This is a genomic window from Thiobacillus thioparus DSM 505, from assembly GCF_000373385.1.
GTDB classification, from domain to species: domain Bacteria; phylum Pseudomonadota; class Gammaproteobacteria; order Burkholderiales; family Thiobacillaceae; genus Thiobacillus; species Thiobacillus thioparus.
In genome coordinates, this window is the sequence record NZ_KB891326.1 from 265,620 (window position 1) to 286,980 (window position 21,361).

The following is a 21,361-nucleotide window of genomic DNA, read 5'->3' on the forward strand; positions in this document are numbered from 1 at the left end:
GGTAAGTCATGAACCGGCTTGTAGACCGTCGTCTCTCCGGCAAGAACCGCAGCGCCGTCAACCGGCAGCGTTTCCTGCGCCGCTTCAAGGCGCAGATCCGCAAGGCGGCGTCGGATGTCGTGTCCGGCCGCAAGGTGACGGATCTGGAGCGCGGCGAGAAGATCTCCATTCCCTCCAAGGATCTGTCCGAGCCCATCTTCCACCATGGCCCCGGCGGCCGCCGCAACATCGTGCTGCCGGGCAACCGCGACTTCGTCACCGGCGATCGGGTGGATCGTCCTGAGGGCGGCGGCGGAGCCGGAAGCGGCGGCGGTCCGGCTGACGAGAGCATGGACGACTTTGTGTTCGAGCTGTCCAAGGAAGAATTCATGGACTACTTCTTCCAGGATCTGGCGCTGCCGGACCTGGTAAAGAAACAGCTCGCCGCCGTCCCTGAAGTGAAGAAGGCCCGTGCCGGCTTCGTCAGCCAGGGCAACCCGTCCAACCTGCACGTGGTGCGCTCGATGAAGCAGGCCATCGGGCGCCGGCTCGCCATGGCAGCCGGTCCGCGCGACGCGCTGAGGGAGGCCGAGGAAAAGCTTGCCGAGCTGGAGGCAAACGGGCTGGGTGCGAGCACGGAAGCCGACGAACTGCGCGAGGAGATCGCGTCCTTCAAGGCCCGGCTTGCCGCCGTCCCCTTCATCGACACCTGGGATCTGCGCTACGCCAACCGGGTCGACCAGCCGACACCCAGCAGCCAGGCGGTAATGTTCTGCCTGATGGACGTGTCGGGCTCGATGGACGAGGACCGCAAGAATATCGCCAAGCGCTTCTTCATGCTGCTCTATCTCTTCCTGACCAAGAGCTACGAGCGCATCGACGTGGTGTTCATTCGCCACCACACCGTGGCCAAGGAAGTCGACGAGGAGGACTTCTTCAGTTCACGCGAAAGCGGCGGCACCGTGGTATCGAGTGCCCTCGAACTGATGCACGACATCATCCGCGAACGCTACCCGAGTGCCAACTGGAACATCTATGCCGCCCAGGCTTCGGATGGCGACAACTGGCAGGATGACTCGCCGCGCTGTCGCGAGCTGCTGCTGCAAAGCATCCTGCCGCTGACGCAGTACTTCGCCTATGTGGAGATCGAGGCCGAGGAGCCGCAAAGCCTGTGGCACGAATACGAGCGGGTGAAGGCGGCGAGCCCGCGCTTCGCCATGCAGCGCATTCTCACGCTGGAAGATATCTATCCGGTATTCCGAGAACTGTTCAGGAAGAAGGTGGCCTGAGATGGAACCCGAAATGGAATCAGACATCGCGCCGATCCCGCCCGTCGCTTCACGCCAGCCCCTGTCCGAAGGCTCCGAATGGGGCTTCGAGTTGCTCGACCGCTACGACCGCGAAATCGCGCGGGTGGCCGCGCACTATGGCCTCGACACCTATCCTAGCCAGATCGAGATCATCACCTCCGAGCAGATGATCGATGCCTATTCCTCGGTCGGCATGCCGGTAGGCTATCACCACTGGTCCTACGGCAAGCAGTTCCTCGCCACCCAGAAAGGCTACAAGCGCGGGCAGATGGGGCTGGCCTACGAGATCGTCATCAATTCCAGCCCCTGCATTGCCTATCTGATGGAAGAGAACACGATGACCATGCAGGCGCTGGTGATCGCCCATGCCGCCTATGGCCACAACTCCTTCTTCAAGGGCAACTACCTGTTCCGCACCTGGACCGATGCCGAAGGCATCCTCGACTATCTGGTGTTCGCCCGCAACTATATCGCCGACTGCGAACAGCGGCACGGCGAAGAAGCCGTCGAGGAACTGCTCGATTCCTGTCACGCCCTGATGAACCTCGGCGTCGACCGCTACAAGCGCCCGACCCGGCTCTCGATGGCCAAGGAGCAGCTGCGCCAGACCGAACGCGAGGCCTATCTGCAATCCCAGGTCAATGACCTGTGGCGCACCCTGCCGACCAGGCAGGCGGCAGGGCAGGAAAAACTTGCGGCCCGCTTTCCCAGCGAACCGCAGGAGAACCTGCTGTATTTCATCGAGAAGAATGCGCCGCGATTGGAGCCCTGGCAGCGCGAGATCGTCCGCATCGTCAGGAAGATCGCGCAGTATTTCTACCCGCAGCGCCAGACCCAGGTGATGAATGAGGGCTGGGCCACCTTCTGGCACTACACCCTGCTGAACCACCTGTACGAGGAAGGCAAACTCACCGATGGCTTCATGATGGAGTTCCTGCAGTCGCACACCAACGTGGTCTACCAGCCGCCCTACAACAGCCGCCATTACAATGGCATCAACCCGTACGCGCTGGGCTTCGCCATGTTCACCGACCTGCGTCGCATCTGCGAACACCCCACCGAGGAGGACCACCGCTGGTTCCCCGAGCTTGCCGGCAGCGACTGGGTGAAGTCGCTGGACTTCGCCATGCGCAACTTCAAGGACGAGAGCTTTATCGCGCAATATCTCTCGCCCAAACTGATCCGCGACTTCAAGCTGTTTACCATGGTCGACGACGACACCGAGGAGAAGCTGGAAGTCACCGCGATCCACGACGACGCCGGCTACCGCGCCGTCCGTCAGCAGCTCGCCGAGCAATACAATCTGGGCAATCGCGAGCCCAACATCCAGGTCTACGAGGTCGACGTTTTCGGAAACCGCTCGCTCAGCCTGCGTCACTATATGCACGACCGCCGTCCATTGGGCGAGTCGACACCGGAGATGTTGCGCCACGTCGCCCGCCTGTGGGGCTACACCGTGCGCATCGACAGCGTGGACCAGGACGGGGTATCGCACATGACGGCCGTCAGCGAGGTCTGACTCGCCCATCTTGCCGGCATACTCAACTGTCGAGACCGGGCCAGCACGACGCGGGCTTCGAATCGGTATCGAGTTCTCGCGTGCGTAACCTACAGGTTTCCGCGTTTGGCAATATCGGGAATGTTGTTTTTACGTCTGCTGGACGAATCCGGGCGACACCCTGGTGTAGCTGCCGCGCTGATACCGTCCGCTTATTTACAAGACTTCCAGTAAATTCAAGCGTCTAAAGCGACGGGACGGTAATTGGCGGAGAGGGTGGGATTCGAACCCACGGTGAACTTGCGCTCACGCCTGATTTCGAGTCAGGTACATTCGACCACTCTGCCACCTCTCCGGCGGCGCGTATTGTAACCGAGTCTGGCGGTTTGCTGGACGAAAATTTCGCTCTCGTTCAGACTGTATTCATGCCCATCATAAAAACAAAGGGATGGATCGGGAGATTGGCTGCACTGGCGCTGACACTGGCACTGGCTGCCTGCGGTCGTCCCATTCCACCGTCCGAAACCAGCGGCGAATTGCAGGTGGGCGTACGCAACAGCCCTGCGACCTACTATATCGCCCGTAACGGCGAGGCTGCCGGCTTCGAACACGATTTGATCCAGGCATACGGCCAGTCGCAGAACTGGACGCTCGCGTGGACGACGAAGCCCCGGCCCGAAGCCCTGTTCGACTTGCTTGAGAACCGCCAGATCCATCTGGCGGCAGCGACCTTGCCGCAAGCGGTAGTCAAGGATCGCCATCTGATTGCCGGCCCGGTTTTATTCGAGACACCGGTCCATATCGTCTATCGCGCCAGCGAGCAGGCACCTCGCGACATCGCTGCCCTGTCCGGCAAGAAGCTGGCATTGATCATCGGTTCCGGCCATACGCCCATGCTGATGCGTCTGAAGCGCAAGTATCCCAAGCTGTCCTGGTCCGCGCTGGACAATGTCTGGCCGGACGAACTGCTGGCGCAACTGCAGGCCGGCAAATACGACGCGGTGGTCATCAACGGCATGGATTTCGATCCCGTGCGCACCTTCTATCCCGAACTGGCGGTGGCCTTCGACCTGCCCGACACCCAGAAGATCGTATGGGCGCTGCCGAAACACAGCTCGCTCATCCTGCGCAATTCGCTGGTCCGCTTCATCGAACAGGCGCGCAGGGACGGCACCATCAAACGCATCTACGAGCGTTACTTCGGCCACGTCAAGCGGCTGGACAGCACGGACATCCTCGGTATCATGCAACGCCGTCCACAACGCCTGCCGGATCTGCGCCGATATTTCCAGGAAGCCCAGACGCTCACCGGCATCGACTGGCGTCTGCTGGCCGCGATCGGCTATCAGGAATCACAGTGGGATCCGTCTGCCACCTCGCCGACCGGTGTGCGTGGTTTGATGATGCTGACCGCCGAAACGGCCGACCGCATGGGGATCGGCAATCGGCTCAATGCACGTCAGAGCATCCTCGGCGGCGCACGCTACCTAGCCATGCTGAAGGATGCACTGCCTGCCCGCATTCCCGAGCCCGATCGCACCTGGCTGGCGTTGGCTGCCTACAACCAGGGGCAGGGCCATCTGGAAGATGCGCGACGCATCGCGCAAGCGCGCGGCGGCAGTCCGGACAGCTGGGCGGACGTGAAAGCGGCCCTGCCCTATCTGGGCCGCGGCGACTTTGCCAAGGTAATGAAATACGGCTATGCCCGCGGCACCGAGGCATTGCTGTTCGCCGAGAACATCCGCAATTACTACGACATCCTGATGCGGCTGGAGCCCGAATACAACCCGCTGATCAATCTGGGAAACAGCGAAGCCGGCCTGCCTACACCCGGCTGACCTGCCACGCCAAAAGTCCCCTTCATGCGGCGGTCAGCCGCTCCAGCCCGCCCATCCACGGCCGCAACGCCTCCGGCACGGTCACGCTCCCATCGGCATTCTGGTAGTTCTCCAGGATCGCCACCAGCGTGCGCCCCACCGCCAGTCCCGACCCGTTCAGCGTGTGCAATAACTCAGGCTTGCCCTGCCCCGCCTTGAAACGCGCCTGCATGCGGCGCGCCTGGAAGGCCTCGAAATTCGAGCAGGAGGAAATCTCGCGGTAGGTGTTCTGCGCGGGCAGCCACACCTCGAGGTCGTAGGTCTTGGCCGCCGAGAAGCCCATATCGCCGCTGCACAGCGCCATCTTGCGATACGGCAGACCGAGCTTCTGCAGGATCGCCTCGGCGTTGGCGGTCAGCGCCTCCAGCGCGGCGTAGGAGTCCTCCGGCTTCACCATCTGCACCAGTTCCACCTTGTCGAACTGGTGCTGGCGGATCATGCCGCGCGTGTCGCGGCCGTAGGAACCCGCCTCCGAGCGGAAGCACGGGGTGTGGGCGACGAACTTCAGCGGCAGCGATTCGGCGGGAACGATCTCGTCACGCAGCAGGTTGGTCACCGGGACTTCGGCGGTGGGGATGAGGTAGAGCTTGTCGGCGTCCGGCCGCGGGACCTGGAATAAATCTTCCTCGAACTTGGGCAGGTTTCCGGTACCGCGCATCGAATCGGCGTTGACCAGATACGGCACATAGACTTCCGTGTAGCCATGCTCCGTCGTGTGCACGTCGAGCATGAACTGGGCGAGCGCTCGGTGCAGCCGCGCCAGCGGCCCCTTCATCACGGTGAAGCGGCTGCCGGTGATTTTCACCGCTGCCGCGAAATCGAGCTGGCCGAGGCCTTCGCCGAGGTCGACGTGATCGCGCACCGGGAAATCGAACTGCTTCGGCGTGCCCCAGCGGCTCACCTCGACGTTGGCCGTCTCGTCCAAGCCGTGCGCCACCGATTCGTGCGGCAGGTTCGGCACGCCCATGAGGAAATCGTTGAGCTCGGCCTGCAATTCGGACAGGCGCGATTCCAGCTGCTTCTGCTCGTCGCCCAGACCCGCCACCTCGGCCATGACCGTCGTGGTGTCCTCGCCCTTGCCCTTCATCATGCCGATCTGCTTGGACAGGGTGTTGCGGCGGCTTTGCGCTTCCTGTGTGCGGGTCTGGATCGTCTTGCGTTCGGCTTCCAGGGTTTCGAAGCGCGCCGTATCAAGAACAAAACCGCGCGCGGCCAGGCGCTCGGCGACGATGGCTGCGTCTTTGCGCAGCAACTGGATATCAAGCATGGGAGTATGGGAAAGCGCCAAAAGCGCCATTTTCGCCGATAGCTGCGGCTATCGGCTAGAGGTGCGTGAAATTAGGCCGCTTCGACCATCCCTACCGCTTCATCCACATCGACCGCGACGATGCGCGACACGCCCTGTTCCTGCATGGTGACACCGGCCAGGTGCTGCGCCATTTCCATGGTGACGCGGTTGTGGGTGATGAAGAGGAACTGCGTATGGTCGGACATCGCCTTGACGAGGTTGCAGTAACGCTCGGTATTGGCGTCGTCGAGCGGCGCGTCGACCTCGTCCAGCAGGCAGAACGGCGCCGGGTTGAGCTTGAACATGGCGAACACCAGCGACAGCGCGGTGAGCGTCTTCTCTCCGCCGGACAGCAAGTGGATCGAGGCGTTCTTCTTGCCGGGCGGCTGCGCGAACACCTGCACGCCGGCATCGAGCAGTTCGTCGCCGGTGAGAATGAGCCGTGCCTGGCCGCCACCGAACAGCTGCGGGAACAGCTCGCCCATGTGCTGGTTCACGGTATCGAATGTTTCCTTGAGCCGCGCGCGCGATTCCTGGTCGATGCGGCGGATCGCGTCTTCCAGCGTGGTGACGGCTTCTAGCAAGTCGGCACATTGCGCGGCGAGGTATTCGGAACGCTCCTGCGCCTGGGTCAGCTCGTCCAGTGCGGCGAGGTTGACCGCACCGAGCGCGGCGATCTCGTTCTGCAGGCGGTTGATATCGGCCTGCAATTGGCTGGGCTTGGGACTGTCGGCCAGGCCCGATTCGAGGCTGGCCTCGTCGGCAGCTGCCTCGCGCAGTTGCAGTTCGAACTGCGACTGCATCAGCATGGCTTCCTGGTTCTTGAGTTTCAACTGCTCGATGCTGCGGCGCAGCGGGTCGAGCCCCTGCTCGCAGGCCATCCGGGCCTCGTCATGACCGCGCAGTTGGGCGGTCAGCCCTTCCAGTGCATCGCGCGCGGCGGCCAGCGCGGCTTCGGTTTCGGTGCGCGTCGCCAGGGCTGCCTGCAACTCGGCATCCAGCGCGTCGGCTGGCAGGTGGCCCAATTCGTCGCGTGCCTGGGCCAGTCGGGCATCGTCGTCGGCGATTTCCTGTTCGATGCGTGCCAGCGTCTCGGCGAGTTCCTGGATCTTGTTGGTGCAGGTGGTCAGCGCGAAGCCGGCTTCCTGATGCCGCCGTTCGGCCGCTCGCTGCAGTTCGCGCGCATCGAACACCGCACGGTCGGCCTGGTCGCGCTGCTGACGCGCGGCATAGAGCGCTTCGCGGGCGGCCTCGTCCTGTGCGCGGTAGTCCTTGAGGCGAGCATCCAGTGTTTCCAGCATGGTGCGCTCGCCGGTTTGCTGACGGGTGACTTCCTCGAGTTCCTGCGTGATCTGCGCCGCCCGGCTCTGCACCCGCTCCACCGCCTGTTGCAGCCGCAGTAGTTCCATCTGTGCGGTGTGGTGGCGGTTTTGCGTCTGGCCGGTTTGCGCGCGCAAGGCCTGGATATCGCGCTGGCGCTCCATGTAGCCCTGCTGCGCCTCGGCGTAGGCGGCTTCGAGTTGGGCGACTTCATCACGCAACCGTACCGCATCCGTCGTCAGCCGTTCGAGTTCGCGCCCGCGCGCAAGAATGCCTTCCACCGCAGTATGCGGCCCGTGGAACGTGACGCTGTGGCGGGTGAAGAGATGGCCTTGCGGCGTCACGACCGTTTCCCCGGCTGAGAGATTCGCTGTACGCGCGCGCGCAGCGTCCGCATCGTCGGCCCAGTACACGCCGGCCAGCCAGTCGGCAAGCGCTGCGTGCGCAGCGGCATCGTCGCTGGCAATCTTGCTGCTGAGCAGGTCCGACGCGCTGGCAGTCGCCGCGCCTTGTCCGGTCCATACGGTGAGGCGCGCGGGCGGCGCGTCGGCAAACCATTCCGAGGTGACATCGGCTGACACGGACTGCAGGCGTTCTCGCAGCACCGCCTCGACGGCCGCTTCCCAGCCAGGGGTGACACGCAGTTTTTCCCACAGGCGCGGCGCGCTATCCAGGCCGCGCTGGCGCAGCCAGGCGCCAAGCTTCTCGTCGGCCTTGAGACTTTCCTGCAGTTTTTTCAGTGCCGCGAGTTCGGCCTCGGTCTGGTGCAGCGCTTTGCGTGCGGCCTCGAGATCGCGCATGTGCTGCGCGCGTGCCGCGTCGAGTTCGGGCAATGCCGTCTCGGCATCCTTGAGCCCGGTCTGTGCCGTGGCCAATATCTGCGCCAGTTCCTCGAGCTCGGCTTGTTTTTGCGCCAGGCCGGCGGCATCCGGGCGCGGCAGCTGCGCCTGTTCCTGGGCGAGCCGGCGCTGGCGCACATCCAGTTGCTCGAGCTGGCGCTTGGTATGGCCGAGGCTGTTTTCGTCGACCTGGCGCGACTGGTCCAGTTGCGACACCACGCGCTGCGCCTCGCCCACGCCTTGTTGCGCAACGCGCAGCGCAGCTTCCTTCTCCGGCAGGGTGCTGTCGGTGGCCTGACGTGCGGCGGCCTCGGCTTCCATCAACGCGGCTTCGAGACCGGGCTGCTGCGCGTTGACCTCGTGCAGCGCATCCTGCGTGGCGGTCCGACGCGCCTGCTGCGCCTCGACGCGCGCGCCCAGATCCTGCACCTGGCGATACAACCGTTCGCGGGTGGCGTTCTGGTGCGCCATGGTCTGCTCGATGCGCGCCACTTCGGACTGTGCCTGGTAATACGCCGCCTGCGCGGTGTTGAGCGTGTCCTGACCGGCGAACTGGGTCTGGCGCGCGGTTTCCAGAATCGATTCGATGTGACGCAGGCGCGCGGTTTCGGCTTCCAGTTTGTTCTGCGCTTGGGTGAGATCCTTGTCGATGCGCGCGCGCTGCTGGGCGGCGTCGTGCTTGCGGGCGAACCATAGACGATGCTGCGAGAACGTCAAATCCGCTTGCAGACTGCGGTAATGCTGGGCGACTTCGGCCTGCGCGGCGAGCTTCTCGACCTGGGTCTTGAGTTCGCGCTGGATGTCCTCGACGCGGTTCATGTTGTCGCGTGCGTCCTTCAGCCGCGACTCGGTTTCCTTGCGGCGCTCCCGGTACTTGGAGACGCCCGCGGCTTCTTCCAGATAACCGCGCAGTTCCTCGGGCTTGGCCTCGATCAGGCGCGTGATCATGCCCTGCTCGATGATAGCGTAGGCGCGCGCACCGACGCCGGTGCCGAGGAACAGGTCGGCGACGTCGCGCCGCCGCACCCGCATGTTGTTGATGTAATAGGTGGAGTCGCCGCTGCGGTCGAGCACGCGCTTGACCGAGATCTCGGCATATTGCGACCACTGCCCGGCGGCACGGCCGAGTTCGTTGTTGAACGCCAGCTCGACCGAGGCGCGTGACGCCGGCTTCCTGGTGCCCGAGCCGTTGAAGATCACGTCCTGCATCGATTCGCCGCGCAGGTGCTTGGCCGACGATTCGCCGAGCACCCAGCGCACAGCGTCGATGACGTTCGACTTGCCGCAGCCGTTCGGCCCCACCACCCCCGTCAGCTGGGCGGGGACAGGAATCACGGTGGGATCGACGAAGCTCTTGAAACCGGCAAGTTTGATGTGGGTTAAACGCAAGACAGCGGACCTAAGCTTTTATAATGGGTGTCGTCTCAATGCGCCGTTAGATTTTTACGGCGTTCTGTTTTCGACACATTCTACACCGAGCCTCCCCATGCCCTCCACGCCCGCCAAAACCCTGGAAACCTTCCCCAACCCAAAACCCGGACGCGACTTTCATATCCACATGGAAGTTCCTGAATTCACGTGTCTTTGTCCCAAGACCGGACAGCCGGATTTCGCCACGCTGATTCTCGACTACATTCCCGACAAGACCTGCGTCGAACTGAAGAGCCTCAAGCTCTACATGTGGAGCTTCCGCGAGGAAGGCCACTTCCATGAGGACGTCACCAACCGCATCCTCGATGATCTGGTCAAGGCGACCAAGCCGCGCTACATGTGCCTCACCGCCAAGTTCTACGTACGCGGCGGCATCTTCACCAACGTGGTCGCCGAGCACCGCAAGAAAGGCTGGCAGCCAGCCCCGCGCGTCGATCTCACGCAGTTCGAGCACCAGTCAAATACACGCGGATAAGCCATTGTATTTTCTAGGTATTGACTTTGGCACTTCGGGCGCGCGCAGTTGTGTAATCGACGCCGAAGGCGCGATCGTCGTCGAGGACAAACGCGATTTCGGCGCGCTGGACGACTACGAGCGCGCCGGCATCTGGCGCGAGGCGCTGTGGGACCTGGTCGCGTCGCTGCCGCCGCCGATCCGCACCCAGTTGTCGGACATCGCGCTCGACGGCACCTCCGGCACCATACTCGCCTGCGACGAGGAACTCAGCCCACGCCATCCGCCGCTGCTGTACAACGACGACCGCGCGGTCGAGGAAGCTGCCCTGATTGCGAAAACCGCCACGCCGGGCCACCCTGCCGCCGCGGTTACCTCGGGGCTGGCCAAGATCCTGTGGCTGAAAAAGCGGCTCGGCCTCACCGGTGCGCGGCTCTATCTCAACCAGGCCGACTGGCTCTCCGGCCTGCTGACCGGCCGGGTCGGGATGACCGACTACCACAACGCCCTCAAGATGGGGCTCGACCTCGACGCGCTGAAATGGCCGGACTGGGTCGAATACCTGGCCGACGTCGACTACCTCCCGGTGCCCATCGCGCCCGGTGCCCGGCTCGCCACCGTGTCGCGTCCGCGTGCGCGCTACCTCGGCATCAACCCCGGCTGCATGGTGCACGCCGGCACCACCGACTCCATCGCCGCATTTTTGGCAGCAGGCGTGACCCGAAGCGGTGACGCCGTCACCTCGCTCGGCAGCACGCTGGTCCTGAAACTGCTGTCCGACACCCCGGTGGAATCGACCGGGCACGGTGTCTATTCGCACTGGTTCGGCAACCGCTGGCTGGCTGGCGGTGCGTCCAACGCCGGCGGCGCGGTGCTGCGGCAGTTCTTCGACGACCGCCAGCTGGCTGCGCTCAGCGAATCAATCGATCCGGCCCTTGCCAGTCCGCTCAACTACGTTCCGCTCCCAAAACCCGGCGAACGTTTTCCGGTCAACGACCCGCAGCTTTCGCCGCGCCTGACGCCGCGCCCCCTCGACGACGCCGAATTCCTGCACGGCCTGCTGGAAAGCCTTGCCCGCATCGAGGCGCGCGGCTACGGCCTGCTCGCCGAACTCGGCGCCACCCCGGTTGGCCGGGTCAACACGGCCGGCGGCGGCGCCCGCAATCCTGTCTGGACACGCATCCGCGAGCGTCTGCTCGGCGTCCCGGTCGCGCGCGCCGCCCATACTGAAGCCGCTTACGGCGCCGCCCTGCTGGCGCGGGATGGCCTGCGGCTATTCGACCCGATCTACCCGTAAAGGGCAGGCCGTGGTTGTAAAGCCAACAAATTGGCAACAACCACGCTCAGCTGACTTCGACGAACTCGAGCGTATTCATATCGGGATCACGGCAGAACAAGGCCGCCCGTCCCGACTTGCTGGCTGTGTACGTCACGCTTGCCGCATCGAGTCGGCGCTTCAATGCAGCCATGTCGCCCACCGCCAGCGCGATGTGGCGGTCGCGGCCGCCATGCTCGGGACGTAACGAACCGGTATCGGGGTTGGGCAGCTGCATCAGGTGTAGTTGCTGGCCGCCGCCCAGGTCGTACCATTCGCCGGGGTAAGGCAGATCGGGCCGGTTCGGATGCCGCGTCAGCCCCAGCACCGATTCGTAGAAGGTTTTTGCGCGCGCGAGATCCGACACCAGCAGGCCGGCATGCAGCAAGGCCGTGACGCGCGTGGAAGGCAATCCGTCAGACATGGCTTTCCCCTTTCGATTGGTCGTTTTCCATATGGCCGGAAAACAGGCTGGCGGTGACGATCATGACGGCGCCGATCCATTCCTGCACACCCATGCGCTCGTCGGAGAGGAAATAGGCCGCCACAGCAGCGACCACCAGTTCGAACAAAAAGATGACGATGGCCTGGTTGGCCGGTACACGCGCCAGGCCATATTGCACGGCATAGGTCATGCTGCCGATGGCAATCCCCACCCCCATCAGCAACAGCCAGGTGGCGGGCGCGGCATCCGCCATGAAACCGAGCTCGGCAGGCCTGAATGCCAGACCGATCGTGGTCAGCACCGCCACCCCTGCCCATACCGACACGGCCTTGGCACCCTCCGCCACGCCCTCCAGATGGCGGCTGATGACGTTGCTCGCCGCGAACATCACCCCCGCCGACAGACCCAGCCATTCGGCGCGACTGGCCGGCAGCGGCCAGTCGCCGGGTTGCCACAACATCACCAGTGCGCCGCCCGCGGCCAGCGCCATCACCGCCCAGCCGGCGCGATTGAGCTTCTCATGCAGCAGAAAACGGGCAAACAGCACGGTCCACAGAGGCGACAGATAAAACAGCAGCAGTACCCGGACCACTTCGCCTTCGAGCACCGCCAGCACATAGGCCAGGTTGGTCCAGCCAGCCGTCAGACCGATCGCGGCAAGCCACAGCCAGCGGCCGCGCGCCTCACGTAGCACATGGCCATGCAGCCAGCCGATCAGCAGCAGGGGCGTCGCATAGGTGAACAGGCTGGACGCGATGCCGCCTACGCCCGCCTCACTCAACAGGCGATAGGGATACCATACCAGTCCCCACAGTGAGGCAGCGTAGACAAGACTGCTGATGGCGAGCGTGCGCTGCAAGGGAATCGACGGCATGGGGCTTTATAATATGTGGCTTGGTTAAATTCCGTACAGCAATGAATCCGCGTCTCGATCAACTTCATCCGTATCCGTTCCAGAAACTGCGCGAGCTGTTCGCCGGCGTCACGCCGGATGCCGGACTGTCGCCGATCAACCTGTCGATCGGCGAGCCCAAGCACCCCACGCCCCAGTTCATCAAGGACGCGCTGATCGCCGGACTTGGCGGGCTGGCGAATTATCCCATCACTCAGGGCTCGGATGCGCTGCGCACTGCCATCTCAGCGTGGGCCGAGCGACGCTATGGCGTGAAACTCGACCCGGCGACCGAGGTACTGCCGGCCAACGGTTCCAGAGAAGCGCTGTTCGCCTTCGCCCAGGCCGCCGTCGATTCGAGCCGCCATGGCCGCCGCACGGTCGTCTCGCCCAACCCCTTCTACCAGATATACGAAGGCGCGGCGCTGCTCGCCGGCGCCCGCCCTTTCTTTCTCAACACCTTGCCCGAAAACGGCTTTCGCATGGACTGGTCACGCGTGCCGGAAGACCTGTGGGAAAGCATCAGCCTGGTCTACGTGTGTTCGCCCGGCAACCCCACCGGCAAGGTGATGTCGCTGGCCGACTGGAAGGAACTGTTCGAACTGTCCGACCGGCATGGCTTCGTCATCGCGGCCGACGAATGCTATTCGGAAATCTATTTCGAGGAAGGCAAGCCGCCCTTGGGCGCGCTCACCGCCGCGCAGCAGCTCAGCCGGGGCCTTAAAAATCTCATCGTGTTCAACTCGCTGTCCAAGCGCTCCAACGTACCCGGCCTGCGTTCCGGCATGGTGGCGGGCGACGCCGAGGTGATGAAGAAATTTCTGCTCTACCGCACCTATCACGGCAGCGCGATGAGTCCGGCAGTGCAAGCCGCCAGCGTCGCGGCATGGAACGACGAAGCGCACGTGATCGAGAACCGCCGCCAGTACGCCGAGAAGTTCGCCGCCGTGATGCCTCTGCTGAAGGACGTGCTGCAATTCGAGGCGCCCGATGCTGCCTTCTATCTGTGGGCGCGCGTGCCGGGCGGCGACGATGCCGCCTTTGCGCGCGGCCTGTATGAGAAACAGCACGTCACCGTGCTGCCGGGCAGCTACCTCGCGCGCGACGCCGCCAACGTCAATCCGGGCAAGGGCTTCGTCCGCATCGCGCTGGTCGACAGCCTGGACGCCTGCGTCGAGGCTGCACACCGCATCGCCATTCACGCAAAATCCCTTACCTCTCACGCCTGACCCCTCACTTATTTTCAAGGAAACCATCATGCAAGACCTGCAGAAAATCATCGAAGACGCATTCGAACGCCGCGCCGACATCACCCCGCGCAACGCCGACGCCACCGTCAAGGATGCCGTCATGTCGGTGATCGACATGCTCGACCACGGCCAGCTTCGTGTCGCCGAGCGCACTGACGGGCAGAACTGGACCACGCACCAGTGGATCAAGAAGGCCGTGCTGCTGTCGTTCCGCCTGGAAGACAATGCCTTCATCAAGGGCGGCTTCACCAACTACTTCGACAAGGTGCCCTCCAAGTTCGCCGACTTCAACTCCAAGGACTTCCGCGAGGGCGGCTTCCGCGTGGTGCCGCCGGCGGCCGCGCGCAAGGGCTCCTACATCGGCAAGAACGTGGTGCTGATGCCCTCCTACGTCAACATCGGCGCCTATGTCGGCGAAGGCACCATGGTCGACACCTGGGCCACGGTCGGCTCCTGCGCGCAGATCGGCAAGAACGTGCACCTCTCCGGCGGCGTCGGTATCGGCGGCGTGCTCGAACCGGTGCAGGCCAACCCCACCATCATCGGCGACAACTGCTTCGTCGGCGCGCGTTCCGAGGTGGTCGAGGGCGTGATCGTCGAGGACAACTGCGTGATCTCGATGGGCGTCTATATCGGCCAGTCGACCAAGATCTACGACCGCGAAACCGGCGAAGTCATGTACGGCCGCGTGCCCGCCGGCTCGGTGGTGGTGTCCGGCAACCTGCCGTCGAAGGATGGCAGCTATAGTCTGTATTGCGCGGTGATCGTGAAGAAGGTCGACGAGAAGACCTTGTCCAAGGTCGGCATCAACGAACTGCTGCGCGGGATCTGATCGACTGGATGCCGGTACAAGGAGACGCCATGAAGACACTTTTCGCCGTCATCGTTTTGCTCGCCGCCGGCCTGACGGGCTGCCAGACCAACCCGGTCTCCGGACGCTCGCAACTGGTGCTGGTCTCGGAAGAGCAGGCGCAGGCCTCGTCCGCGCAGGCCTATGCGCAAACGGTCAACGAGGCACAGCAGAAGGGCAAGCTCAGTACCGACGCGGCGCTGAACGCCCGGGTCAAGCGCATCACCGACCGGCTGATCGTGCAGGCGGGCACCATGTACCCGCCGAGCCGCAGCTGGAAATGGTCGGTCGCGGTGATCGACGAGCCCACGCTCAATGCCTGGTGCATGCCCGGCGGCAAGATGGCGATCTATACCGGCATCATCACCAAGCTCAAGCTGACTGACGACGAAATCGCCCAGGTCATGGGCCACGAAATCTCCCACGCGCTGCTGGGGCACGGCCGCGAGCGCATGTCGCGCGCGATGGCCACACAGGGCGGTCTGCAAATCGGCTCCATCCTCGCCGGGCGCGATCTCACCGTGCTGGCGCCGGTGGCCGACATTGCGTTGACCCTGCCCAACAGCCGCGAGAGCGAGAGCGAGGCGGACCGCTACGGCATCGAGCTTGCCGCTCGCGCAGGCTACGACCCGCACGCCGCGATCAGCCTGTGGGAAAAAATGAGCCAGGCCAGCGGCAACGGCCCGCCGCAGTTCCTCAGCACCCACCCGGCGCCGACCAACCGCATCCAGGCGCTCAATGCGCTGGTGCCGAAGATGATGCCAATCTACGAGAAAGCCCGTAATTGATGGACACCCCGACCGACGACAAACTTGCCAGCCTCAAAACCCTGAGCACCGTCATTTATGCGCTGTACGCGCTGTCGCTGTTTTCCGGCGTCACCGCCATCGTCGCCATCGTGCTGAACTACATCAAGCTCGACGATACCAGGGGCACCTGGCTGGAAAGCCATTTCCGCTGGCAGATTCGTACCTTCTGGTGGGGCCTGGTGTGGTTCATCCTCGGCGGGCTGACCTGGATCATCCTGATCGGCTGGGTCGTCCTTGGCGTCGCCTGCATCTGGTTCATCTACCGCATCGCCAAGGGCTGGCTCAACCTCAACGACGGCAAGCCCATGCCGTTGTAGGCATGGCATTCTGGGCCTATCTGCTGCGCTGCGCGGATGGCTCGTACTATGCGGGCATACTGACGATCTCGACAAACGCATTGGCGAACATGTGGCCGGTATCTGCGTCGGCCATACAGCGACCCGGTTGCCGGTTGAACTGGTTTGGAGCCGGGAATGCGCCACACGTATCGAGGCGCTGACATTCGAGCGGCGGATCAAGGGTTGGAGCCGCGCGAAGAAAGAGGCGTTGATAAAGGGTGACTGGGAGGAGGTCTCCCGGTTAGCCAGGAACCGATCGGGGAAATAAGCCCTAGTGGCAATTTGAAATGTGGTTCGACAGGCTCACCACGAACGGACCAAAGGCCAGTAGCCTAATCCAGGCTTACCGATGGATTCACCCAAGTACCCAACTTTCAGCCCGTTCGCCATGAGCTTGTCGAAGGGCTGCCCGTCCCCTACCCTAACCCTAAGAAATCCGCACCTCCGTCCCCACCTTCACCAGATCGAACAGTTCCGCCACGTCCGCATTCTTCATGCGGATGCAGCCGTGCGAGGCGGGTGTGCCGATCCGGTGTTCCTCGTGGGTGCCGTGGATATAGATGTAGCGGTTGTGGGTGTCCACCGTCCCGCCCTTGTTCCTGCCCGGCTCCAGGCCGTCCAGCCACAGGATGCGTGTCAGGATCCAGTCGCGCCCGGGGTTCGCGGCGTCCAGTTCCGGCGTCCAGATTTCGCCGGTGGGCTGGCGTGACTTGAAGGCCGCGCACAGCGGCGCGCCGGCGCCGATTTTTTCCGCGATGCGATGCCTGCCGCGCGGCGTGCAGAAGCTCCCGTCCTGCTCCCCCGCCCCGTTCGCCGCAGTGGAAACCGGGTACTGCCGGATGAGTAGATCGCCGTCCGGAAAGGGTTCCCACAGGTACAGCTGCTGCAGGCGCATGTCCACCTCGATGACCAGTTCGCTCATTGCGCCGTCTCCCTTTTCTGCTGCCGGCGCGATTCGAAGAACCCCGAGATCATCGCCGCGCATTCGTCCGCCAGCACCCCGCCGACGATGTCGCAATGATAGTTCAGGCGCGGCTCGGCAAACACGTCGATGATGCTGCCGTGCGCACCGGTCTTGTATTCGCGCGCGCCGTACACCACCCGCGCCACCCTTGAATGCAGGATCGCCCCCGCGCACATCACGCACGGCTCCATCGTCACATAGAGCGTGCAGCCCACCAGCCGGTAATTGCCCAGCCGCCCCGCCGCATCACGCAGCGCCATCACCTCGGCATGCGCCGTGGGGTCATGGCTGGAAATCGGCCGGTTGAACCCGCGCCCGACGATCTCGCCGCCACACACCACCAGCGCCCCCACCGGCACCTCGCCGGCGTCCCGGCCCTGGCGGGCCAGTTCGAGCGCGGCGCGCATGTAGTCCTCGTCTTCTGTCACGCCTTGCCTCATATCAAATACCGTGAAATTTTAACGCAACGTGAATCGCACATTCCCGGACAAGGGGACGCTTCGAAAACCCGAACTCGGCAATATCCTTGACAGGCCCAAAAACCAGCAGGTAGATTCCGGCTCTAGAAGCGGTCGACGCAAAGTACGTCGATTGTCATGCGGAAAACCACAGTCGTTCTCAAATGCTGCCTGAGGAGAGCCGCATGAACTATCGTTTACCCGTACAGAGTCCGTTCGTCTTGTCCGCTTGATTTCCTGACCAAGCTCCAACACTTCGTCAGGCCAGCTGAGTGACATGGCTTGGTCTTAGCCATGTCCTGCCACAGTTGTATTCGTGCTCACTCAAGGTTTTTTAAGCTCAAAAGTAACAGCATGCACCTTAAAACAAACTTTGTGAGCCTACTGAAGTGACGGTTCGGACATCGGGACTCATCACATCATGAAAGTAATTCTTGCGACATTGATCATTTATTTTATGGCGACGGCTGCTATCGCCAGTGTGGGTAATGCATCAGCACATCGCCTATACGGAAAATGGGTGTGGGCTTAACCCTACGCTCAAGCGTGATGCCTGCCGACAAGCCGCACCACCGAGAGAGGAGTACGCGATGAATGAACATGCCAAAATGTTGGCATCAGCGCTGATTCGGAACTTCAATAAAGTCCAAATGGAGTTGTTCGTCCGCGAACCACTCTATGGTGGCCGGTCGGCCCGCCTTGCACCTGGAACAGCTGCCCAAAAGCTTGGAGCCACCATCGATATAGTGGCTCCAGGCAAGAGAGACTGCCCCTATCACTTTCACCATGCTCAGGAGGAGATGTTCGTCGTATTAGAGGGGGCAGGCACTCTTCGCGTTGCGGGCGAGGAACTCCCCATCGTGCAGGGCGATGTAATCTTCATTCCCCCCGGACCAGAGTATCCGCACCAGATCATCAACACTTCGGATCAGCCGCTGAAGTACCTCTCGATCAGCACGAAAGACTTGCCCGAGATCGTCGAATATCCAGACTCAGGAAAGTTCTTGGCTATGGCCGGCAAACGCGGCGCGCCTGAACTGGATTTCGATATCATGCAATTCAAGTCGCAAAGCGCCGACTACTGGCTTGACGAGCCGTAGCAAGAGTGCTGCCTAATCCATTTCCCTTACCCATGGAACCTACAAATGCCGAATGATTGGATTCCCATATCGCATGAGAATTACCAGCAGGTGCGCGGACCGTTCTATCATGGCACCAAAGCCAATCTATCGATTGGCGACTTGATAACCACGGGGCACCCGTCCCACTTTGAAACTGACCGTGCTCTTAAGCACGTCTACTTTTCAGCCCTGATGGAGCCTGCCATTTGGGGAGCGGAGCTTGCAATGTCGTTGTCACGCCTAGATGGTCGCGGCTACATATACATCGTCGAACCAACTGGGCCATTTGAAGACGACCCGAATCTTACGAATAAAAGATTTCCTGGAAATCCAACGAAGTCCTATCGCACGTGCGACCCACTAAGAATTGTCGGGTCAGTCGAAGACTGGCAAGGGCATCCCATAGATGTATTGCAGCAAATGCTGAAATCTTTGGAGGATCTGAAGCGCCGCGGCTTCGCCATCATTGAAGACTAGCAATTCACTGCCTAACAATTCAGTCAAGTTCGTTCCGGCCTTAGGCCTCCACGGGACGCGCCGCAAGCGGCGCACCCCTTACCTTAAACGTTGGGCCGCAAGATCAGCACGGAGATAGTCACAGATGGATTCTGCTGAAGCATACGAATCTAGAGCGCATGAATTTCTGCGTAGCCGAGATCCGTCATCAATCGGCACGCAGGTTGTAGATCAATGGGCTCGTAGTCTTCGTAGGGGCGCAACGGTCATTGAGTTGGCATGTGGGGGCGGCTATCCAATATCGCGAGTTCTCGATGCCGCCGGGCTGAAATTATGGGCTGTCGATAGCTCGCCAACCTTGCTTGCTGAGTTCCAGTCACGTTTCCCCAATATTCCAATTCAATGTGCAAGGGTGCAAGAGAGTGACTTCTTTGGACGGAATTTCGATGGCGTCATCGCAATAGGTCTTCTCTTTTTGTTGTCAGAATCTGACCAGATCGACTTGATTGCTCGGGTCGTGGAGATACTGGTACCGAACGGTCGGTTCCTATTCATGGCCCCTATCCAGGTGGGCATTTGGAAAGACTTGAGTACGGGGGTTGAGTGCTCATCTCTTGGGCAAGAACGTTACGGTGAATTGCTCAGGAATGCAGGCTTTCGCGTTCTCGCCACATATACAGACAAGGGCGAAAACAATTACTACGATGCTGAAAAGATCGGGTGAGCACGATGGAATGCCGCCCAACCCATCCATCTACACGGACGCTGCGCGATGAAGCCGTGCAGCACCGGTTATGTCAGACGTTGGGCATCACACGAACACGGCTCGGGCGACCCTGTAGCCTATAGTTATCAATAGGATTGCCTACTGTCCATCACTGCGCGAACCATGAACTCAACGGAAACAGACTTGATCGCCGCTTTAGCCGCAACGAACGCATCTACGCGGCTCAAGGCTGCACTGGCAATCGGCACCAGCCCCGCCCGGGGCTGGTCGATACACTGATTGCGCGATGCGCTATCGAGCCTGACTTCTATGTGCGCGACATGCTCACGTGGGCGCTTACCCGGTATCCGCCGGAGACCACCCTACCGCGACTGATCGCGGAAGTGAGCTCGGGGAGTGCACAGGCCCGAAGTCAGGCGCTGCACACTCTGTCGAAGATTAGAGAGCATAGTGCGTTCTCAGTGATCACGCGCTCCCTACTGTACGACGCCGACGACGAAGTCGCGCGGAGTGCGTGGCGCGCCGCCGTCGTCCTCGTGCCTAACGAGCAAAGGAGTGAGTTGGCAGAGGAACTCGCAGCGCAGTTCGGTCGCGGAGGTCGGGAGGTACAACTCAGTCTCAGCCGCGCGCTCCTCGCCTTGGGGCCAGAAGTGCTCGAGCCTGTCCTGCGGAGAGCCATCGCGAGCGACAGCCCACGCGTACGTGCGCATGCGATTGCCACCGAGCGGCTCCTGCGCGATCCGAACGCCGCCTTTGAACTCGCCACCCATGAGGCCAAGCGGCAATTCGCACTTAAGGATCGGCCTGCTTGACCTGCTTCACGCCGTCGCCGGAATCCGCAAGGAATGCGCGCTCGCAGTCAGCCCCCTCAAGAAACAGGCGTTCGTTCCGGTCGCCCACGACCGCCGCGCTCCGTGGGGACGCCGTGCCACCAGCGCCGACTTTTTTGGCTTTCCCGTCCGGCCTCGCTCTTGTGGTGGCCTTTGCCCAACCCGGCGGTCGAGAGGGAACCTGCAAGCTACGCTTGCAGGTTCCCTCCGCGCTTCGCGCTCCGGCCGCCCCTCATCTCTACGTTAGAGCGCACAGTGCCTTACCTCGATCGCGCAATGCCGGCGCTCTTTCTTGGAACGCTTTACCTCGTTCTGGCCTTTGTCATGGGTTGGGAAATTGGAAGCCTGCTCCTTGCCTTGCTCATTTTGGCTCTCGTCGCGTTCGTTGCTATTGCTGCGCTCGCCACTGTCCTACCAATCGACAAGCCATGGTTCTACCCGCTAATGTTTTCCTTACCCAGTCTGGCCATTGGCCTTATCGCTATCGGAGACAACTTCACTTTTCTGAGCATCGGTCTCGCTGCGCTGTGTGCTGGCGGCGGGAGCGAATACTTTGTTCGTTGGCGAGCGAGAAGATGAGTTCTAACATGACGCTCAACCTCGCTCCCTTCGGTCTCTGGACGGCGCTAAAGCGCCGCCGGTTAGCTCTACGTTAGCCAGCCGGAAACCGGATGAATACTGAACCATTCAGCGACGCAAAAATTGTTGAGTCATGGGCCATAAACGCCCTACCGTGGACTGCTGCGGTACGTGAGGGCCAGATTGAGAGTCGCAAGCAGATTACGGATCAAGCCATCATTGATGCCGTTCTCAGCCGTCTACCACGCTCCGTCCTTGATATTGGCTGTGGCGAAGGATGGCTTGTTCGTGAACTTGCCGCCAGAGATATGCATGCTGTAGGTATCGATGT

At 62.2% G+C, this 21,361-nt stretch carries 22 protein-coding genes and 1 tRNA gene; 16 read left to right on the forward strand and 7 right to left on the reverse strand.

What is annotated here, in order from left to right:
- The first annotated feature begins 8 nt into the window (after positions 1-8).
- Entirely contained in the window at positions 9-1,268 is a 1,260-nt protein-coding gene (locus B058_RS0109095; protein ID WP_018508167.1) for a YeaH/YhbH family protein, read from the forward strand.
- Between the two features lie 13 nt (positions 1,269-1,281).
- The gene (locus tag B058_RS0109100; RefSeq protein ID WP_026240789.1) at positions 1,282-2,808 is read left to right on the forward strand and encodes a SpoVR family protein; all 1,527 of its coding nucleotides are present in this window, start codon (positions 1,282-1,284) and stop codon (positions 2,806-2,808) included.
- A gap of 244 nt (positions 2,809-3,052) precedes the next feature.
- On the opposite strand, the gene B058_RS0109105 is transcribed toward B058_RS0109100, so the two are convergent.
- Positions 3,053-3,142 (reverse strand) — tRNA-Ser (locus B058_RS0109105).
- A gap of 106 nt (positions 3,143-3,248) precedes the next feature.
- Between B058_RS0109105 and mltF the strand changes: the two genes are divergently transcribed.
- Positions 3,249-4,625, forward strand: a complete 1,377-nt coding sequence (gene mltF, locus B058_RS0109110; RefSeq protein WP_018508169.1) for a membrane-bound lytic murein transglycosylase MltF — start codon at positions 3,249-3,251, stop codon at positions 4,623-4,625.
- Positions 4,626-4,647: 22 nt separating this feature from the next.
- Here the strand turns inward: mltF and serS are convergent, their stop codons facing one another.
- Positions 4,648-5,931 carry a serine--tRNA ligase gene (gene serS, locus B058_RS0109115; RefSeq protein ID WP_018508170.1) on the reverse strand — a complete coding sequence of 428 codons (1,284 nt, stop codon included), beginning with the start codon at positions 5,929-5,931 and terminating at the stop codon, positions 4,648-4,650.
- A 71-nt stretch (positions 5,932-6,002) separates the two neighbouring features.
- A complete protein-coding gene (smc, locus tag B058_RS0109120) occupies positions 6,003-9,500 on the reverse strand; it encodes a chromosome segregation protein SMC (RefSeq protein WP_018508171.1) in 3,498 nt (1,165 codons plus the stop codon).
- 97 nt (positions 9,501-9,597) lie between these two features.
- On the opposite strand from smc, the gene queF reads away from it, so the two are divergent.
- Positions 9,598-10,017, forward strand: a complete 420-nt coding sequence (queF, locus tag B058_RS0109125; RefSeq protein ID WP_018508172.1) for a preQ(1) synthase — start codon at positions 9,598-9,600, stop codon at positions 10,015-10,017.
- A 4-nt stretch (positions 10,018-10,021) separates the two neighbouring features.
- Positions 10,022-11,293: an FGGY-family carbohydrate kinase gene (locus B058_RS0109130; RefSeq protein ID WP_018508173.1), complete on the forward strand. Its 1,272-nt coding sequence runs from the start codon at positions 10,022-10,024 to the stop codon at positions 11,291-11,293.
- Positions 11,294-11,339: 46 nt separating this feature from the next.
- Here B058_RS0109130 and B058_RS0109135 read toward each other — a convergent pair whose 3' ends face one another.
- Both B058_RS0109135 and B058_RS0109140 read right to left on the reverse strand, forming a co-directional pair.
- Positions 11,340-11,735 carry a VOC family protein gene (locus tag B058_RS0109135; RefSeq protein WP_018508174.1) on the reverse strand — a complete coding sequence of 132 codons (396 nt, stop codon included), beginning with the start codon at positions 11,733-11,735 and terminating at the stop codon, positions 11,340-11,342.
- On the reverse strand, positions 11,728-12,630 hold the full coding sequence (locus tag B058_RS0109140; RefSeq protein ID WP_018508175.1) for a DMT family transporter: 903 nt from the start codon (positions 12,628-12,630) through the stop codon (positions 11,728-11,730). Before B058_RS0109140 ends, B058_RS0109135 begins: the two co-directional genes overlap by 8 nt.
- Before the next feature lie 41 nt (positions 12,631-12,671).
- Here B058_RS0109140 and dapC point away from each other — a divergent pair, with 41 nt between their 5' ends.
- The 5 genes from dapC (at position 12,672) to B058_RS18510 (ending at position 16,163) form a co-directional block, all read left to right on the forward strand.
- Complete coding sequence (gene dapC, locus B058_RS0109145) at positions 12,672-13,877, forward strand: succinyldiaminopimelate transaminase (RefSeq protein ID WP_018508176.1); 1,206 nt, start codon at positions 12,672-12,674, stop codon at positions 13,875-13,877.
- Positions 13,878-13,905: 28 nt separating this feature from the next.
- The gene (dapD, locus tag B058_RS0109150) at positions 13,906-14,730 is read left to right on the forward strand and encodes a 2,3,4,5-tetrahydropyridine-2,6-dicarboxylate N-succinyltransferase (RefSeq protein WP_018508177.1); all 825 of its coding nucleotides are present in this window, start codon (positions 13,906-13,908) and stop codon (positions 14,728-14,730) included.
- A 29-nt stretch (positions 14,731-14,759) separates the two neighbouring features.
- Complete coding sequence (locus B058_RS0109155) at positions 14,760-15,536, forward strand: M48 family metallopeptidase (protein ID WP_018508178.1); 777 nt, start codon at positions 14,760-14,762, stop codon at positions 15,534-15,536.
- Complete coding sequence (locus B058_RS0109160) at positions 15,536-15,874, forward strand: DUF4870 family protein (protein ID WP_018508179.1); 339 nt, start codon at positions 15,536-15,538, stop codon at positions 15,872-15,874. Before B058_RS0109155 ends, B058_RS0109160 begins: the two co-directional genes overlap by 1 nt.
- Positions 15,875-15,965: 91 nt before the next feature.
- Entirely contained in the window at positions 15,966-16,163 is a 198-nt protein-coding gene (locus B058_RS18510) for a GIY-YIG nuclease family protein (RefSeq protein WP_425425241.1), read from the forward strand.
- Positions 16,164-16,322: 159 nt separating this feature from the next.
- Here B058_RS18510 and B058_RS0109170 read toward each other — a convergent pair whose 3' ends face one another.
- Together B058_RS0109170 and tadA are read right to left on the reverse strand one after the other, a co-directional pair.
- Positions 16,323-16,817, reverse strand: a complete 495-nt coding sequence (locus B058_RS0109170; RefSeq protein WP_018508180.1) for a L,D-transpeptidase — start codon at positions 16,815-16,817, stop codon at positions 16,323-16,325.
- Positions 16,814-17,287 carry a tRNA adenosine(34) deaminase TadA gene (gene tadA, locus B058_RS0109175; RefSeq protein WP_281166673.1) on the reverse strand — a complete coding sequence of 158 codons (474 nt, stop codon included), beginning with the start codon at positions 17,285-17,287 and terminating at the stop codon, positions 16,814-16,816. The genes B058_RS0109170 and tadA overlap by 4 nt, the downstream gene beginning before the upstream one ends.
- A gap of 620 nt (positions 17,288-17,907) precedes the next feature.
- Between tadA and B058_RS0109180 the strand changes: the two genes are divergently transcribed.
- From B058_RS0109180 to B058_RS17860, 6 genes are all read left to right on the forward strand, one after another.
- Complete coding sequence (locus B058_RS0109180; protein ID WP_018508182.1) at positions 17,908-18,417, forward strand: cupin domain-containing protein; 510 nt, start codon at positions 17,908-17,910, stop codon at positions 18,415-18,417.
- 45 nt (positions 18,418-18,462) lie between these two features.
- Complete coding sequence (gene arr / locus B058_RS0109185; protein WP_018508183.1) at positions 18,463-18,915, forward strand: NAD(+)--rifampin ADP-ribosyltransferase; 453 nt, start codon at positions 18,463-18,465, stop codon at positions 18,913-18,915.
- Positions 18,916-19,039: 124 nt separating this feature from the next.
- Entirely contained in the window at positions 19,040-19,618 is a 579-nt protein-coding gene (locus B058_RS17540) for a class I SAM-dependent methyltransferase (RefSeq protein ID WP_026240793.1), read from the forward strand.
- 137 nt (positions 19,619-19,755) lie between these two features.
- Entirely contained in the window at positions 19,756-20,433 is a 678-nt protein-coding gene (locus B058_RS16765; RefSeq protein ID WP_211208675.1) for a HEAT repeat domain-containing protein, read from the forward strand.
- Positions 20,434-20,727: 294 nt separating this feature from the next.
- Complete coding sequence (locus tag B058_RS0109205) at positions 20,728-21,030, forward strand: hypothetical protein (RefSeq protein ID WP_018508187.1); 303 nt, start codon at positions 20,728-20,730, stop codon at positions 21,028-21,030.
- Between the two features lie 92 nt (positions 21,031-21,122).
- Positions 21,123-21,361 (forward strand): class I SAM-dependent methyltransferase (locus B058_RS17860; protein ID WP_211208677.1); only part of this gene is annotated, 239 nt, incomplete at its 3' end.